This window comes from Blautia sp. JLR.GB0024 (assembly GCF_037000545.1).
GTDB lineage: Bacteria > Bacillota > Clostridia > Lachnospirales > Lachnospiraceae > Blautia > Blautia celeris.
In genome coordinates this window covers 820696-838136 of sequence record NZ_JBANBF010000001.1, presented here as the reverse complement: position 1 = coordinate 838136, position 17441 = coordinate 820696, and the positions used below count along the sequence as shown (strand labels likewise).

The window sequence follows — 17441 nt, the reverse complement described above, 5'->3', positions numbered from 1 at the left end:
TAGTTTTATCCTTAAAGTCCTTTTTTACCTGTTCCTAAAAACCGGGATAGGATTCCTGTATATCTGCTTTCAGAGGAATCTTTGCCAAAACGGTGGTGGTATCCTTCAGATAACGGATTTCCACTTTCTGTTCCTGTACGGTGAAATATCTGCTCACTGCACGGATCATATCGTTTTGAAGCATGGTCATCATTTGTGGAGAACAATCCAGCCTCTCGGATACGAGGAGAAGCTTCAGCCGGTCTTTTGCTACATGACCGGAACGTTTATTCCGAAAATGAATCAACACGCAGGCCCTCCCTTACCTTATTATTTTTTAAAGATACCGGACAGCCTTTTGAATACACCCTGCTTTGCCTGGAAATTCAGGAAAGGTACATCCTCTCCCGCTATCCTGCGGCAGATGTTCAAAAATGCCTGTCCTGACATGGAATCCTGCCCGCAGAGAGGTTCCCCCTGATTCGTGGCAATGACCACAGCCTCGTCATCCGGGATCGCGCCCAGAAGCTCCACTGCCAGAATCTCCGTGACATCTTCCACGGACATCATCTCCCCGCGTCTTATCATATCCATGCGCAGACGGTTGATGATAAGCTGTACTCTTGGCATTTCATTTGCCTGGAGAAGCCCGATGATACGGTCAGCATCACGGATGGCGGAGACTTCCGGTGTGGTTACCACAATGGCCCGGTTCGCCCCTGCAATGGCGTTTTTGAAGCCCTGTTCAATACCTGCAGGGCAGTCCAGCAGAATATAGTCAAATTCTTCTGACAGATCATCTGTCAGCTTAATCATCTGTTCAGGCGTGATAGCTGTCTTGTCTCTGGTCTGGGCCGAGGGCAGAAGGCAGAGATTGTCACACTGTTTGTCCCGGATGAGCGCCTGCTTCATACGGCAGCTCCCCTCAATGACATCGATCAGGTTATAGACAATCCTGTTCTCAAGCCCCAGAACCACATCCAGGTTCCGAAGCCCGATGTCTGTGTCCACCACGACAACCTTTTTGTTGAGCTTTGCAAGTCCAAGGCCCAGATTTGCCGTAACGGTGGTTTTTCCGACCCCGCCTTTTCCGGAAGTCACTACAATAATTTCACTCATATCCTATCCTCCTAAATCCTTTTTGAAACCGCGCAACAGTTCAGACAAGCTGAACCGCTGCGAAACTGCGGTATTAACCGCCTTTACTTTTCATGCGTATTTTCAAGACTCAAAAAAGGTTTAGTCTGTCTGCTGTGTACTTCCGCCTGCGGATGCCGTTCCGGTCACGATCGCATCTTTATCCACAAGATTGTACTTATAGCTGATTACATCTTTTGCTACTGCTGCCGCATTGGTGGAACTGTAACCATTGGCAATGCGGACTGCCATGGCGATCTCCGGATTGTCCGATGGAGCAAATCCGATGAAAAGTCCGTGGCTGGGCCGGGTCGTAACCTCCTGGGCGGTACCGGTCTTACCGGATACCGGGTAATCAAAATCCTGGAAGGCATCATTGTTTTCTACTACTTCCCGCATTCCTGCGTGGATGATATCCCATTCATTGTTGGGAATATCCATAGTAGCCTTCAGCTCCGGTGTGTAGTCTTCGATGAGGTTTCCTTTGGAGTCTGTAACTTTATCAAGAAGGGACAACGAATAAATGTTTCCCCGGCTTGCGATTGTGGTGGCGTAGCGCGCCAGCTGTGAGGTTGTGTAGTTGTTGGTACCCTGTCCGATGGCAGATGCCACGGCAGCCTCGTCTGTGATCTGCGGTTCGGCCTCTGTGATCTCAAGGCCCGATTTCTGGTCAAGCTGGAACAGTTCTGCATATTTGCGGAGCTTTTCAAGTCCCAGAGAATCCGAGAAATTCCCGTCGGAGTCCGTGCCCAGGTCATAGACCACCTGGTTAAAGAAGGTATTACAGGAATTCTTGATGGCCCCCTGTATTCCCAGATAGCCGTGTCCGGTGTGCAGCCAGCACTTGATGGGCGGCGTAACTTTTGTAAATTCACCGGTACAGGTCACACCATAATTATCGTCCACAAGTCCCTCTTCCATTCCTGCTACTGCCGTCACAATTTTAAATGTGGAACCGGGTGCAGTCTTCTGCTGTGTGGCCTTATTAAAGAAGGGCCTTGAAAGGTCAAGGGAAAGCTTCGCGTAATAATCTACATCCATCTGATTGGCCAGACGGTTATTGTCATATCCGGGATAGGTGACACAGGCCAGCACTTCCCCGGAATTTACATCTGTCATCACAAGAGAGCCGGAGCAGGGATCAAGGGCCAGCTGTGCCGGCGTGATCTCCAGACTGCTGATCTTCTCCTTCAGAAAATCATAGGATTTCTTCTGTCCGGAGGCAAGGGCGTTATAGGTCTCCTCGTCAGCCTCAAGAATTCCCTGGTCAAAGAGAACCAGACAGAGCTGGTTTCCGGATATGGTATCCGACAGGATCATGTATTTATATATGATCTTGGAGAATTCCGAATCATTTGTCAGGGACTCTGTCAGATATTCGGAAAGTGCATTATACACTTCTGTGGAATCCAGATAATCTCCCTCCGCGTAGAACTGGGAGATATCGATCCAGTTCTGGCTTGCCGCGTAAGTCAGAAATTCTTTTAAGCTGATGGAACTGTCTTTTGTCCATGCGATATAGGTCGGGTCCGAAGCATCTATGGCGTCCAGAGAGAGGATTCCCTTTTTGTTCATAAGGAAATCGTTGACAATATAACTCTGATACTCCTGCATTTCTTTTGGAAGGTCCTTATAGGCCTCCGGTGCAGCAGCGGTCAGCTCCTGCCGGATGGATTCAAAGACCTCTGCCTGTTTCTGGGTGAACAGGCCGTAGATGGTCTGCTCAGTCTCAGAGGCATCTTCTTCCTTAAAGTGACTGGTATCTATGACGCTGTTGCCGATCAGGGCATTATATACATCATAGATTGGTGTCCGGATGTTGCTGGTATCATTGTTGGTGGAATCCTGGTCGAACTCCTTAGCCATAATAATATTATCGGAAAGGATACCTGCGATCTTCTGCTCCAGTACATGATAAGCCAGCTCCTGCAGGTCCTTGTCAATGGTCAGGTAAACATCATCACCGGATACAGGCTCAATCCTGGAATCCTCATTGATCTGCAGTACTTTGCCCAGGTTGTCAACCGTTACCTGCTCCTGCCCGTCTTTTCCCTGCAGGGTGGTCTCCATGTACTGCTCAATTCCTGTTTTGCCGATCACAGCATCTGTGGAGTAGTCCGCATTATCTTTTTTTAACTCTTCCAATTCCTCTGCGGAGGCTTTGCCGGTGTATCCGATAATGGGGGCAAAATACACGCCGTCGTCATACACGCGGATGGAGTCTTCCATAATATCAACGCCCTGCAGCTTGTCCTTATTCTCCATTACCATGGCAACGGTCTCCTCGCTCACATTGGTGGCGATGGTGGCCGGCACATATTTTTTGAAGCTGTTGGCAGACAGCGCATAACGGATGCGGACAATGGCCAGGGTTTCCTCCGGGGTGAAGGATTCCGGCAGGTCATGTTTTTTCAGCTCTTCCGCTGTGTACGGGTCATCTTTATTTACAAGGCCGAAGCGCTCCGCGCTGCACAGATAATCCATGATCTTTTTGGCGGAAGCATTCAGCTGGTCTTCTTCCAGGGAATCGATCTTAGCCTGTCCGTAGACATCGGCCTTAAAACGGTTCAGTGTGAAATCCGTGGCGTCGAAGGCATATTCCCCGTTTTCATCCACCACAATGTGAAAGGAGGTGTCCAGGGACTCGCCGTTGGCCTCCAGAATCTTCATCAGGGAATAGGCCACATAATTGAGGGTCAGGTTTTTCTCCCGGTTGGAGTCATAGGTCCCGTTATCCTCCAATATAATGGAATAGGACAACTGGTTATGAGCAAGAAGCTGGCCGTTCCGGTCACGGATATTTCCGCGGGTGCTCTTGATGGTACGTGTTTTTGTGGTGCTCAGATTAAAGTTGTCGGCGTATTCGTCTCCCTCTATGATCTGTAGTTTGAAAAGATGCTGTATCAGGATGAAAAACATAAGAATGAATACCAGAAACAGCACAGTGGTACGTTTGATACAAATTTTCTTTAAAAAGTTTTTTATTTTCTTAACCAAATAGAATCTCTCTCCTTCATTTCCAGTTCTGTCAGCCGCTTGTTAATGTTAAAGAGTAACCTGTAGAGAAGAACAGTCATAAGAACCGTATAGATCATTTCCGGGATGATGATCCTTCCGAAATAATAGTAAAATTGTACGCGTCCCCGCATCAGATACTGCATCCCGTAAACCAGGCCGCCGTAAACCAGATCGCCTGCAGCCGTGAGTATGATGGGAACACGCAGCTCCTCGTCATAAAACAGCTTGCAGCAGCAGCCCGCCGCGTAGCCGATACACAGATAGACTAAGGCGTAAAAGCCCAGCAGTCCGTCCGAGAGCAGATCCTTCAGTAAGCCACAGCAAAATCCAATCCAGATGCCGTTTTTCTTTCCCCGCATAAAGCCAAAGGAAATGGTCAGAATCAACAGCAGGTTCGGCGAAATGGAGCCGATGGAAAGGGCCTTGAAAAGGGTTCCCTGAAGGATGGCACAGATCAGAATCAGAAGGAGGGTTACCACTTTCCTTTGAATTCTCATTTATGAATCTCCCTTCTGCTGTTTCAGTTCTTTGATCACAAGTACCTCCTGCAGATGTTCAAAGTCCACCGCAGGTGTCAGAGTTCCTGTCTTAGTAAGATTGTTGGGGTCTTCTTCTATCTCACTTACATATCCTATCAGAATTCCCTTCAGAAATTTGTCGCTCACTGCGGATGTAACAATTTTTTCGCCTTCCTGTATTTTATCGTCCTGGTCTTTGAGATGGATAAACTGCAGTTTGCCCTCATCGATCAGACGCATGTCACCTGAAACAATGCAGGTGTCGGAGGTGGTCATGGTCATGGCACCCACGTTGCTGGTGTCATCAATGATGGACCGAACGGTTGCCCAGTTTTTCCCCACCTCTGTGACTATGCCGACCAGTCCGCTTCCTGCAATGACATTGCAGTCTTTCTGGATGCCGTCATCGCTGCCTTTATTGATGGTAAAGGTGGAAAACCAGTTGCCGGAATTCTTGCTGATGACCTCAGCGCCTACCTTGTCGTACTCGCTGTACTCTTTGTCAAGGTCGTAAAGCTTTTTCAGACGGTCCAGTTCACTGATGGACTGGGTCAGGCGGCTGTTCTCAGCGGTGAGTTCATCCACCTTGCTCTGAAGCTTTTTATTCTCCTCCACCAGCTTTTTTTTATTGCGGAAGCCGGAGGTCATATCGCTTAGGGCGGTTCCTACTTTATTGATGCCGTTCTGGAAAGGTACAACGGCGTAGCTGGCTGCCTTCCTGACCGGTGCGGCCGGAAATTTTCCTGCGAAGGTGAGGAGCATCAAACTGATGCACACCAGAATCATCACAACCAGGATGTGTTTACTTTTTATGTTCCAATCATGCTTTTTTTTCATTCTATAAAACCTCAGCTTTTTATTCATGTCAGCAGAAAGTCCACGGGATGTGCTTTCTGTTATTTCACCCATTTTCTGAGAGACTTGCTTCCTATGATCTCCTTAATACCGTATATGGTGCACAGATCATAGAACCGTGACAGACAGACTTTTTGTCCTGTCTGTCTGCTGATGAACCATTCGATATCCGGAATTTTTGTAGTGCCTCCGGTGAGATTGATGCCTTCCCTGGAAATATTCTGGCGAATCTGGGGCGGCGTCCGCTCAAGAAAAAAGCGTATTTCCTCGCAGATAGTGCCAAGAGGCTCTAAAATGGCCTCATAAACCATTCGGGAAGACACGACACCCTCCTGGGGCAGACCCGTGAGGCTGTCCACTCCCACCACTTTCCTGGCCTCTTTTTTGTCTTCTTTTAAGTAGGCCAGGGAGAATTTCAGACGCCTGGCAGTACGGCTTCCGATATTCAGATTGCACCGGCGGCGAACCATATTTTGTATGGATTCATTTAACTGCTTACCGCCGATCTCCACAATTTTACTCAGAACCACTCTGCCCTTTTCAATGACAGAGATCTCACAGCTCTGCGCCCCGATATTTACCACCATGGAGCCTTTTGTCTTGTTGATGGGTATTCCCAGCGCTACCGCATCGGCGATGGTCTTTTCTACCATATATATCTTATTTTTTCTACTGGAATTTCCTATTGTATAGTAGGCCCTCTTTTCTATCTCGGATAAATCTGCGGGAACTGCAAGGTACAGTGTATTTCCGAAAACCGTACCGGCGCCCGCTTTCTCCAGAAGCGAATGCAGAACCATCTCCGTATGGTTGATATCTGCAATTTTGCCGAATGTCATGGGAGTGATGACCGAGACATTTGAGGGGTTTTTTTCAAAAATCTCATAAGCATCATTGCCTGTGGCCAGGATCTGTTTTCCGTTCCGAATGGCAATCATGTTCTTTTCCGTTAAGATGGTGTCCTGCTGGCAGGAATAGATTTTCACCATACTGGTGCCTAAATCCACACCGAACGTTTTATGAAATGGCATATTGTGCTCCCCTTTATTTATGACCAAGAAAGCCCGCTGCGCGTTCTTTCTATATATCTATTTATTCAAATAAACCCTGCTCCCGGAAGCTTATGTAACGGCAGTCTCCGATAATGATGTGATCCAGAAGCGGGATGCCCAGCATTGCGCCGGCATTCTGAACTCTCTTCGTAATGTTAAGATCCGCCTTACTTGGGGTCGGGTCTCCGCTTGGATGGTTGTGTACCAGCAGGATTCCCACCGCGTGATAGGAAAGAGCGGCAAGAAAAATTTCCCGCGGGTTTACCAGGGACATATTCACAGTCCCCTTAAAAACAGTTTCTTCCCCCAGGCGATGATTTTTGCAGTCCAGCATCATACAAAGCAGCAGCTCCTGTTCCTGATGGCGGAGCTGCTCCATGTAGAAATTGGCAATGGATGCCGGATGATCAAAGGAAACACCCTTTTCTGCCACAGAGACTGCAATCCTCTTGGAAAGTTCACCGATACATTTGAGCTGTACGGCTTTCACTGTTCCGATTCCCCGTATACTTTTTAACTGCTGGAGGCTCAGCTGGTGAAGGCCGGGCAGGCCTTCTTTGTCCCGGGAAAGGTGTAGCACCTCCCCTGCAAGCTCCAGTGAGGAGTTGCCGCTTGAGCCGGAGCGCAAAAGCACTGCCAGCAGTTCTTCATCAGTCAGTGCCTGAGCTCCAAGCTTCAGACACTTTTCGTATGGCCGGTTTTCATTTGGTATTTCTTTGATTTTTCTATTGTCATTCATATGATTTTCCACATACTCTCTTCAGCATGGTATGGGCATCATAAAAAAATTTAGCAGATTTAATTGTAGCACAGATTAAAAACGATGTATATGCCTTAACAAAAATTTATCACTTTTTTCACAATTACTTCCCCAATTTTTAAGCCGTCCATGGCTGCTGAGGTGATTCCTCCCGCATATCCGGCACCCTCCCCACAGGGATAAACACCGCGGATACTGCTCTCCATCTCTGCATTTCGCTCTATGCGCACAGGGGAGGAGGTACGGCTCTCCACACCGGTGAGAATTGCGTCATCCCTGGAAAAGCCGGGGATCATGCGGTCAAAATATGTGATTCCCTCCTGCAGGGCGCTGCTGATACCGGCGGGCAGAAGTTCTCTTAGATTGGCAAAGGACCAGTCTCCTTTCAGGCAGGGAGTGATCTGTCCAAGTCCGGTACTCTTACGGTTCTCCTTAAAATCACCGAAAAGCTGGAGGGGAATTCTGCCTCCGCCCAGACGCCAGGCGGCCCGTTCTAACTCTCTTTGGAATTCCACGCCGGAAAGGGGGCCGGTATTTCCGTAGTCGTCAGGTGTTACGGTGACGATCATGGCACTATTGGCGTTTTTTGAGGCGCGGTCCTGGTAGCTCATGCCATTGACTGCCAGCATGCCCTCCTCTGAGGAGGCATTGACCACATAGCCGCCGGGACACATGCAGAAGCTGTACACACCCCTTCCCCCCGCTGCCTTGTGGGTTAGCTTGTAGGCTGCCGCCCCTAAGGTTTCATGTTCTCTGCAGCCGTACTGGTACTGGTTGATGAGCGTCTGGGGATGTTCAATGCGCAGTCCGACTGCGAAGGCTTTGGCCTGCATGGAAAATCCGCTTTTCTCCAGAAGGGAAAACGTATCCCGGGCGCTGTGCCCCACGGCGAGGACCAGTGTGGAAACAGAAAGCTGTTCTCGGTGATTGATCTCAATGCCCGTAAGCTGTCCTTTTTCTGTATGGATACCGGTCAGTGCACTTCGGAAACGGATCTCACCGCCCAGCGCTTCGATTTTTTTTCTGAGATTTTTTACAATCGTCACCAGAAGATCCGTGCCCAGATGGGGTTTCTGCACATACAAGATTTCATCCGGTGCTCCGCATTCCACAAAGAGACGGAGGACCTCCAGGTTTCTGCCTGCAGGGTCCTTGACCAGGGTGTTCAGTTTTCCGTCAGAAAAGGTTCCCGCACCGCCCTCCCCGAACTGCACGTTGGATTCTGTATCCAAAGCTTTGCCGTCCCAGAAGGACTGTACTTTTTTCATGCGGCTGTCCACATCGTCCCCCCGTTCGATGACAAGGGGAGAAAGACCTGCACGAGCCAGATAATAGGCACAGAAAAGACCTGCCGGACCGCTGCCCACAACTACCGGGCGCTGCAGTCTGTCTCTGTTGTCCGTGTGCAGATAGGTATAGGGCACTCTTTTGGTTGACATAACAATTTTATGGTCAACTCTTTTAAGGACAGTGCTCTCTTTTTTTACCTCTGCGTCAATGGTATATACGAAAAAAAGATCCGGCTTTTTTCTGGCATCCAGGGATTGTTTCCGGATGGACCAGGAAAGAAGCTCTTCTTTTTTTATTTTCAATGTTTTTATAATCTTTTTTTCCAGTTCGTTTTCAGTGTGTGAGACCGGAAGCTTTAATTGTTGTATGGTGAGCATGTATCTACCTTTCTGTTATAAAGCGGCATGAGTGCCTGCCATGGCTGCACTGGACCAGGCCCACTGCAGGTTATATCCTCCGCAGATACCGTCTGTGTCCACCACTTCCCCCGCGAAAAAGATACCGGGATGAAGGGAAGATTCCATGGTTCCTGCGGATAACTCCTCTGTGGAAACGCCGCCGGAGCATACCTGCGCCTGCCCGAGGGAACGAGGCCCCTTGACATCCAGTTCCAGGCATTTGATTTTCTGTACCAGAGATGCTGTGTCAGTCTTGTCATCCTGAGTCAGCACATCAATGAGTTTTTTCGGAAAAAGTCCCACAAGGCTTTCCTTCAAAGTCTTGTAGGGGCAGTTATCCATACGGGTTTTCAGAAATGCCTCCAGGGCTTCCTCTGTGAAATCCGGCATAAAGTCAAGCAAAAGCCGTACGGGCACACCCTCATCCAGAAGCCGCACCGCATAGCCGCTCAGCTGGAAGACCGGGATTCCGGAGACGCCGTATTCTGTGAGCTGCAGCTCGCCTCTCTCCTCCCGGAAAATCCGGCGGTCAACGGCAAGGGAGACGCAGCCCTCTGCGCGGACGCCTGCCCACTTTTTAAAGAAGCTGCCTTTGCAGACCAGAGGCACCAGTGCGGGGAGCGGTTTTATAAGCGTATGGCCCAGCTTTTTTGCAAGCTCGTACCCGAAAGTACAGGAGCCTGCAATCTCAGATGCCGGTGAACCGCAGGCGATGATCACACTGTCGGCGGGATACTGCCAGGACGCGGTTTTGACCAGCCATCTGCCCTGCTCCCGGTCCGGGCATGCACAGATATCTGTTACCTGTTCCCTGCATTTGATCTTCACTTTCAGATAACGGGCCTCCGCTTCCAGAACCTCCAGCACACTGGATGCCTGCAGACTCGCGGGGTAAAGGTAGCCGTCACGGTTCCTGGTGTAGATACCCAGCTTGGAAAAAAAGGCCACTGTCTGCTGCATGGGAAACTGCTGTATGACCTCCCAGGCAAATTCCGGGTGCCTGCCGTGGTAGCAGGAGGGGTGCTGGTAAGTGTTTGTTAAATTGCATCTGCCGTTTCCTGTGGCCAGAAGTTTTCTTCCCGGTTTTTCATTTTGTTCCAGCAGAATAACGGATGCGTGGTTTCTGGCGGCGAAGATGGCGCTTACCAGTCCGGCAGCGCCTCCGCCGATGATGCAGACAGTTTTTTTCTCCATGGATCTATGCCTCCTGTATTGGCAGTACCGCTATTTTTTTATCTATAAGTTTCTGTAAGGACATGAGGATTCCCAGTTTTGCGTGGTACCAGGTAAGACCGCCCTGAAAATATACGGCGTAAGGAGGCTTAATGGGGCCGTCCGCGGACAGTTCAATGGAGGAACCCTGTACAAAGGCGCCTGCCGCCATAATGACATCGCTGTCGTATCCGGGCATAGCCCAGGGTTCCGGCTCCACATAGCTGTCCACAGGTGCTGCCGCCTGAATGCCTTTGCAGAATTCTATGACGCCTTCCGGTACACCGAAGGTAACTGCCTGAATAATATCATGGCGGCTTTCCGTTCCGTTCGGTACCACTCCAAAGCCCAGGCGCTCATAGATATTGGCTGCAAAGACAGCGCCTTTCAGCGCTCCGGCCACCACGGTCGGTGCCAGGAAGAAGCCCTGGAAGAAGGGCTGGTTCACGCCAAGAGTGGCACCGACCTCTTTTCCGAGACCGGGAGAGGTGAGACGGTAAGCCGCATTTTCCACATATTCTTTTTTGCCCGCAATATAACCGCCGATGGGGGCCAGGCCGCCGCCGGGGTTCTTGATGAGGGAACCTACGATCAAATCCGCACCTACGTCAGTGGGTTCTATGCGTTCCACAAATTCACCGTAGCAGTTGTCAACCATGCAGATGACATCCGGCTTGATATTCTTTACAAACGCGATCAGTTCTCCGATGCGTTCCACAGACAATGTGGGACGGGTCTGGTATCCTTTGGAGCGCTGGATCGTGACCAGTTTTGTCTTCTCATTAATGGCCTTTTTGATGTTTTCATAATCAAAGCTGCCGTCAGGAAGCAGGTCCGTCTGTCTGTAGGTGACTCCGTATTCTGCCAGGGAGCCTCTGGACGGGCGGATGCCGATGACCTCCTCCAGGGTGTCATATGGCTTGCCCACAGGGGAGAAGAGTTCATCACCGGGGCGCAGGTTGCCGGAAAGAGCAACCGCAAGGGCATGGGTGCCGCAGGCGATTTGGGGCCGTACCAGTGCTGCCTCCGCGTGGAAAGCGTCTGCATATACATCTTCCAGGGTATCTCTTCCCAGGTCATTGTATCCGTATCCGCTGGAGGCGTAGAGACATGCCTCGCTGACTTTGTTTTTCTGCATTGCCAGGAGCACCTTCATCTGGTTATATTCCGCGTTATCGTCGATGGCTGCAAAGCGTTCCTTCAGTTCCTGTTCTATTTTATTTCCATATGCCAGTACCTCACTGCTGATTCCCAGTTCCCGGTACACTGCATTCATTTCCTGCATCACAAATTCCTCTTTCCTTACATATTTTCAGCATGTATTCCAAAATGGCATTCTCATTGTAGGAGAATTCCGGTTTGTTTACCCATATCACGTCTTTTTCCCTGCGGAACCAGGTAAGCTGCCGCTTGGCAAAATGGCGGGTATCTCTTTTCAGAATGTAGACTGCCTCCTCCAGGGTGATCTCTTCGTCCAGATAGGACAGGATCTCCTTGTATCCAAGGCCCTGCATGGAGACCATATTTTTGGTGTAGCCCATGTTTTTAAGTTTTTTTACTTCAGGGACCAGACCGGCATCCAGCATTTCATCTACCCGCTGGTCAATACGGGCATAAAGTTTCTCTCTGTCATCGTTTAAGACAAAGTAGGCTGTATTGTACGGGGAAGTTTTCTCTGCCTCCCGCTCATTGTGTTCGGAGATGCGTTCTCCTGTCAGTTCATAGTATTCCAGGGCACGTATGACACGTTTTATATTGTTTTCATGTATTTTTTTTGCGGAGGCAGGGTCGACTTCCCGGAGGCGTCCGTGCATCCAGGCGGCTCCTTTTTCCCTGGCTTCCTGCTCAAGCTGCTGTCTCACCGGGCTTTTTTCCGTGTCCTCGGAAAAATCAATGTCTTTTACCACGGCCTGGATATAAAATCCTGTACCGCCGGTTAAAATAGGAATCTTTCCCCTGGCGTAAATTTTTGCCATGGCCTCTTTTGCCATCTGCTGGAACCGGACCACATGGAACTCCTCTTCTGGATTCAGCACATCAATGAGATAATGGGGGATGTTGTCCATCTCTTCTTTCGTGATCTTGGCGGAACCGATATCCATATGGCGGTATACCTGCATGGAATCCGCGGAGATGATCTCCCCGCCAACAGCGTGAGCCAGCCGGACAGACAGGTGGGTCTTGCCCACCGCCGTAGGTCCGGTCAGTATGATCAAAGGTTTTTTCAAGCTATTCACCTACACAATCCGTTTGAATTTCTTTTCCAGTTCGTATTTTGTCATGGAGACAATGGTGGGTCTTCCATGCGGGCAGTGATAAGGATTTTCCAGTCCCAGAAGCTCGTCGATCAGTTTGTCCGCTTCCGGGACGGAGAGCATCTGGTTGCCCTTTACAGCGGCTTTGCAGGCGGCTGTGGCGATTCTGTGGGTTATCAGTTCAGGGGTCTGTCTCCTGCCCTCTGTTTCCAGGCTGTCCAGAATCTCTATGAACAGTTCCTGAACCGTGACGCCGTACAGATTGGCCGGAACAGCGCTGATGCTGTATTCCCTGCCGCCGAAGGAAGAAATCTCAAAGCCAAACTGTTCAAATATCTCCATCTGCTCTTTTAAAAGCTCTGCCTCCTGAAGACTGAGCGCGATGATCTCCGGTGGACTTACCATCTGGGAGATGATCTCCCGCTGGCTGAATTCTTTCATGAAGCGCTCATAAAGCACTTTTTCGTGGGCGGCGTGCTGGTCAATGATGTAAAATTTCTCATCGTATTCCACCAGCCAGTATGTGTCAAAAAGCTGGCCGATGATGCGGTGGCGCAGTCTGGCTTTTTTGGAGAGAAGCCGGTCGTCAAACAGCTCCATCTGCCGGGGGCTTTCCGGTATTACGGATACTGACTCCTGTACCGCTGTGGCCGCCGGGTCTGCTGCTGCGGTTTGCGGCAATGGTTGTATTTCATCGGCGGGCTGTGCAGTATTTGATGGTGATGTTTCATTTGCAGGCTGTGCGGCATTTGATGGTGATGTTTCATTTGCAGACTGTGCGTCATTTGAAGGCATCGCTTCATTCGCAGGCTGCACAGCAATTGATGCCTTGGTTCCATTTGCAGACTTTATGGCAATGGATGACGGTTCTTCTGCGTTCATGTTGGAAATGTCCTGCGCTCCATGTTCGGGTGCAGGGAAAGTTGTGGCTGGCCGCACACCGATGCCGGAAGGCGGAGTATTTACGGAAGGCCGAATATCCGCATCCGGGGAGGACGGTACAACAGCGGGGCGCACGCCTGCAGGAAGGGGAGCGGGCACAACACCTTCGGTCCCCCGTTCGGAACCGGATTTTGAAGTCTCAGGTCCCGTTCCGTACTTATACGGACGTTTTTCCTCTGCTATAAAACCGGTATTCTGCTGTGGTGTGTAAATGTGTGATTTCTGCTTCTGCGGTGTATTGGAAATGCCTGCTCTTCGTCTCTGTTCAAAGGGTTCCGGGCCGTTTGGTTTTCTGCCGCCGCGTTCCTGCTCCTCCTTGTCCTTTCCCTGGTCAAAATCAATGTCGGGGATCAGTTCCCTGTGCGCCAGCACAGAAGTGAGCGCCTCATAAGTGGCCTGATAAACAGCCTGCTGGTTCTGAAACCGGACTTCCATTTTTGTGGGATGTACGTTTACATCCACCTCATCTCCCTGAATGTTGTACTGCAGGCAGACAAAGGGGTATTTATGCTGCATCATATAGGGCTTATAGGCATCCTCTATGGCCTTCATGAGCACCTTGCTTTTTACATATCTGCCGTTAATATAATAATTTTCAAAGGTTCGGTTGCCTCTTGCAATGACAGGCTTTCCCGCAAATCCCTCTATGGAAATCCCGTTCTTTTCATACTTCACGGCGGTTACCTCACGGGCTATATCCCTGCCGTAAATGCCGTAGATGACATCCTTCAGGCTGGCATTGCCGGAGCTGTGAAGCTTTGTCTGTCCGTTTACCATGAATTTAAAAGAGATGTCCTGATGGGACAGAGCGAGCTGTTCCATATAGGAACTCACATAACCGGCTTCTGTCATGGCTGTCTTTAAGAATTTTGCCCTGACCGGCGTGTTGAAAAACAGGTTGCGGACAATTATGGTAGTGCCGCAGGGCGCGCCGATCTCCTCCAGAGACTTTTCTTTTCCGCCTTCTATGAGATAGCGCACACCTGTGAGGGCTTCCGGTGTTTTGGTTATCAGCTCCACCTGTCCGACTGCTGCAATGCTTGACAGAGCCTCACCGCGGAATCCCAGGGAGGATATCCGCATCAGGTCTTCCACCTTCTCAATTTTGCTGGTGGCATGGCGCAGAAAAGCAAGGGGCACCTGTTCCCGCACCATGCCGCCGCCGTTGTCGGTCACACGTATGAAGGAGATGCCGCCCTCTTTGATTTCCACGGTAATGGCGGAGGAACCGGCGTCGATGGCATTCTCCACCAGCTCCTTCACCACGGAGGCGGGGCGTTCCACCACCTCGCCGGCCGCTATTTTATCTATAGTATTCTGATCTAAAACAGCAATTTTTCTCAATTCTATCACCATCTGTTCTTCAGTTTGTTCTGAAGCTTATAAATTGTGTTCAGCGCGTCAATGGGTGTTAAATTAGAGACATCAATATTTTTCAGTTCCTCCAGCACATCATCATCCTTCACGGTGTCAAACAGGGATATCTGCTCTAAGTCCAGTTCATCCAGATGTATCTGGGGCTTTGTCCTCGTCTTTTTATTTTCCGAGGCGATATCCTTGACCGCTGCAGTGATGTCCGCACTGACCAGTTCCTCCACCAGCTCTTTTGCCCTTTCAATGACCACATCCGGCACACCGGCCAGCTTTGCCACCTGGATACCGTAGCTCTTGTCCGCGCCGCCTTTTACGATTTTCCGCAGAAAGACAATGTCGTCTCCGCGCTCCTTCACGGCAATGCAGTAATTGTTCACACCGGCCAGTTTGCCTTCCAGTTCTGTCAGTTCATGGTAATGGGTGGCGAAAAGTGTCTTGGCCCCCAGAATCTTCGTGTTGCTGATATATTCAATGACTGCCCAGGCAATGGAAAGTCCGTCAAAGGTGCTGGTTCCGCGCCCGATCTCATCCAGGATGAGAAGACTTCTGGACGTGGCGTTCCGCAGAATATTGGCAACCTCGGTCATCTCCACCATAAAGGTACTCTGACCGCTTGCCAGGTCATCGGAAGCGCCCACACGGGTAAAGATACGGTCCGCAATGCCGATATTGGCCTTTTCGGCAGGCACAAAGGAACCGATCTGTGCCATCAGGACGATCAGGGCGGTCTGGCGCATATATGTGGATTTACCTGCCATATTGGGGCCGGTGATGACAGATACTCTGTTTTTGCTGTTGTCCAGGTATGTGTCATTGGGGATGAACATGTCGTTGGGAATCATTTTTTCCACCACCGGGTGGCGGCCGTTTTTGATGTCAATGACGCCCTTTGTGTTGATCTTGGGGCGGACGTAATTGTTCCTGGATGCCACCAGCGCAAGGGAGATATAGGTGTCCAGCTTGGCTATGGCCTTGGCTGTCCGCTGGATCCGCTCCACCTCCCTGGAGATGGTATTGCGCACATTCACAAAAAGTTCGTATTCCAGGGCGTAGAGCTTATCTTCTGCCCCCAGGATCATATCTTCCAGCTCCTTCAGTCTTGGAGTGATATAGCGCTCTGCATTGGTGAGGGTCTGCTTTCTGGTATAATATTCCGGCACCATATCCTTAAAAGAATTGGTCACTTCCAGATAATAGCCGAATACCTTGTTGTATTTGATCTTCAGATTGCGGATGCCTGTCTTTTCCCTCTCTTCGGCCTCCAGTTCCGCCAGCCAGGATTTTCCTTTTGTTTTGGCCTCGCGGAAATGGTCCACATCTTCATTATAACCATCTTTGATGATGCCGCCCTCCTTCATGGCAAGAGGCGGTTCCTCCACAATGGCGGATTCCAGAAGGGTATACAGATCTCTTAAGTCATCCATATCCTCATAGACGCACTGCATCTCTTCTGTGGAGAAGCTTTTGACAAGCTGTTTGATATACGGGATCATGGAGATGGAGGATTTGAAGGAGATCATATCCCGTGGATTGGCGGACTGATAGCTGACACGCCCGATCAGACGTTCCATATCATAAATGGGATTTAGATATTCCCTTATCTCCTCCCGGTCCATTTCTCTGGAATTGATCTCTTCCAGGGCATCCAGACGCCGGTTGATGGCATCCTCGTCAATGAGGGGCTGCTCAATAAAGGAGCGCAGCATTCTGGCTCCCATAGCAGTTTTTGTCTTGTCCAGAACCCACAAAAGGGAACCCCTCTTCACTTTCTCCCGGAGGGCTTCCGTCAGTTCCAGATTCCTTCTGGAGGAGCTGTCAATGACCATGAAACGGTCTGTGATGTATGGGGTGATGGCACGCATATGCTCCAGGGAATTTTTCTGTGTTTCCAGCAGATAGGTCAAAAGGGCGCCTGCTCCGATGACAGCACATTCATAATCCTTCAGTCCCAGGCCTTCCAGTGTCCCCACACGGAAATGCTCTTTCAGGGTTCTCACGCACAGGTCATCATCAAAGTACCAGCTCTCCAGCGGATACAGGGAGATGTTCAGCCGGTTCCTGATCTCTTCCAGGTCCACGCCGCTCATACAGAATGCCTCATTACAGATGATTTCCGCCGGTGAGAACTTGTATACCTCATCCAGAAGGGTTCGGATCTTATCCACCTCTGTCACCATAAAATCACCGGTGGTCACATCCGCAATAGCGATGCCGAAACGGTTGGACAGATAGACAACTGCCATAATATAGTTATTTTTTGTCTCATCCAGTGCCTGGGTATTCAGATTGGTTCCCGGTGTGACCACGCGGATGACCTCTCTTCTCACCATCCCCTTGGCTTCCTTGGGGTCCTCCATCTGCTCGCAGATCGCCACCTTGTAGCCCTTCCCCACCAGACGGTTTATGTAGACTTCTGCCGCGTGGTAGGGGACGCCGCACATGGGCGCCCGCTCGGACAGGCCGCAGTCCTTACCGGTCAGGGTCAGTTCCAGTTCCCGGGATGTTGTGACCGCATCGTCAAAAAACATCTCGTAAAAGTCGCCCAGGCGGTAAAATATAATACAGTCTTTATTTTCCTCTTTGGTCTTCACGTAATGCTGCATCATCGGTGAGAGTGATGCCACATCCACGTCTTTAAATGTAAGTCCCAT

The 17441-nt window shown here is 50.1% G+C and carries 13 protein-coding genes; all 13 read right to left on the bottom strand.

Annotation, left to right across the window (positions count from 1 at the left end):
- Window positions 1–34 precede the first annotated feature (34 nt).
- The 13 genes from minE to mutS all read right to left on the bottom strand — a co-directional run bounded on the left by minE (window position 35) and on the right by mutS (window position 17441).
- On the bottom strand, window positions 35–289 hold the full coding sequence (gene minE, locus V8Q34_RS03830; RefSeq protein WP_225305322.1) for a cell division topological specificity factor MinE: 255 nt from the start codon (window positions 287–289) through the stop codon (window positions 35–37).
- Between the two features lie 20 nt (window positions 290–309).
- Window positions 310–1098, bottom strand: coding sequence for a septum site-determining protein MinD (gene minD / locus V8Q34_RS03825; RefSeq protein ID WP_033142419.1), 789 nt, complete (start codon window positions 1096–1098; stop codon window positions 310–312).
- A gap of 120 nt (window positions 1099–1218) precedes the next feature.
- Window positions 1219–4113 (bottom strand): penicillin-binding transpeptidase domain-containing protein, encoded by a 2895-nt coding sequence (locus V8Q34_RS03820; protein ID WP_033142420.1) that lies wholly within the window; start codon window positions 4111–4113, stop codon window positions 1219–1221.
- Entirely contained in the window at window positions 4098–4631 is a 534-nt protein-coding gene (gene mreD, locus V8Q34_RS03815) for a rod shape-determining protein MreD (protein ID WP_081960454.1), read from the bottom strand. The genes V8Q34_RS03820 and mreD overlap by 16 nt, the downstream gene beginning before the upstream one ends.
- Window positions 4632–5489, bottom strand: a complete 858-nt coding sequence (gene mreC, locus V8Q34_RS03810; RefSeq protein ID WP_033142445.1) for a rod shape-determining protein MreC — start codon at window positions 5487–5489, stop codon at window positions 4632–4634.
- A 59-nt stretch (window positions 5490–5548) separates the two neighbouring features.
- Complete coding sequence (locus tag V8Q34_RS03805; protein WP_054353440.1) at window positions 5549–6538, bottom strand: rod shape-determining protein; 990 nt, start codon at window positions 6536–6538, stop codon at window positions 5549–5551.
- Between the two features lie 61 nt (window positions 6539–6599).
- On the bottom strand, window positions 6600–7298 hold the full coding sequence (gene radC, locus V8Q34_RS03800; protein ID WP_335834855.1) for a RadC family protein: 699 nt from the start codon (window positions 7296–7298) through the stop codon (window positions 6600–6602).
- A 95-nt stretch (window positions 7299–7393) separates the two neighbouring features.
- On the bottom strand, window positions 7394–8986 hold the full coding sequence (locus tag V8Q34_RS03795) for an FAD-dependent protein (protein ID WP_033142423.1): 1593 nt from the start codon (window positions 8984–8986) through the stop codon (window positions 7394–7396).
- Window positions 8987–9001: 15 nt separating this feature from the next.
- Window positions 9002–10201 carry an NAD(P)/FAD-dependent oxidoreductase gene (locus tag V8Q34_RS03790; protein WP_033142424.1) on the bottom strand — a complete coding sequence of 400 codons (1200 nt, stop codon included), beginning with the start codon at window positions 10199–10201 and terminating at the stop codon, window positions 9002–9004.
- Window positions 10202–10205: 4 nt separating this feature from the next.
- A complete protein-coding gene (locus V8Q34_RS03785; protein WP_033142425.1) occupies window positions 10206–11504 on the bottom strand; it encodes a methionine gamma-lyase family protein in 1299 nt (432 codons plus the stop codon).
- Window positions 11458–12447 carry a tRNA (adenosine(37)-N6)-dimethylallyltransferase MiaA gene (gene miaA / locus V8Q34_RS03780; protein ID WP_033142426.1) on the bottom strand — a complete coding sequence of 330 codons (990 nt, stop codon included), beginning with the start codon at window positions 12445–12447 and terminating at the stop codon, window positions 11458–11460. The genes V8Q34_RS03785 and miaA overlap by 47 nt, the downstream gene beginning before the upstream one ends.
- A 9-nt stretch (window positions 12448–12456) precedes the next feature.
- Complete coding sequence (gene mutL / locus V8Q34_RS03775) at window positions 12457–14772, bottom strand: DNA mismatch repair endonuclease MutL (RefSeq protein ID WP_033142427.1); 2316 nt, start codon at window positions 14770–14772, stop codon at window positions 12457–12459.
- Window positions 14766–17441: a DNA mismatch repair protein MutS gene (gene mutS, locus V8Q34_RS03770; RefSeq protein WP_335834854.1), complete on the bottom strand. Its 2676-nt coding sequence runs from the start codon at window positions 17439–17441 to the stop codon at window positions 14766–14768. Before mutS ends, mutL begins: the two co-directional genes overlap by 7 nt.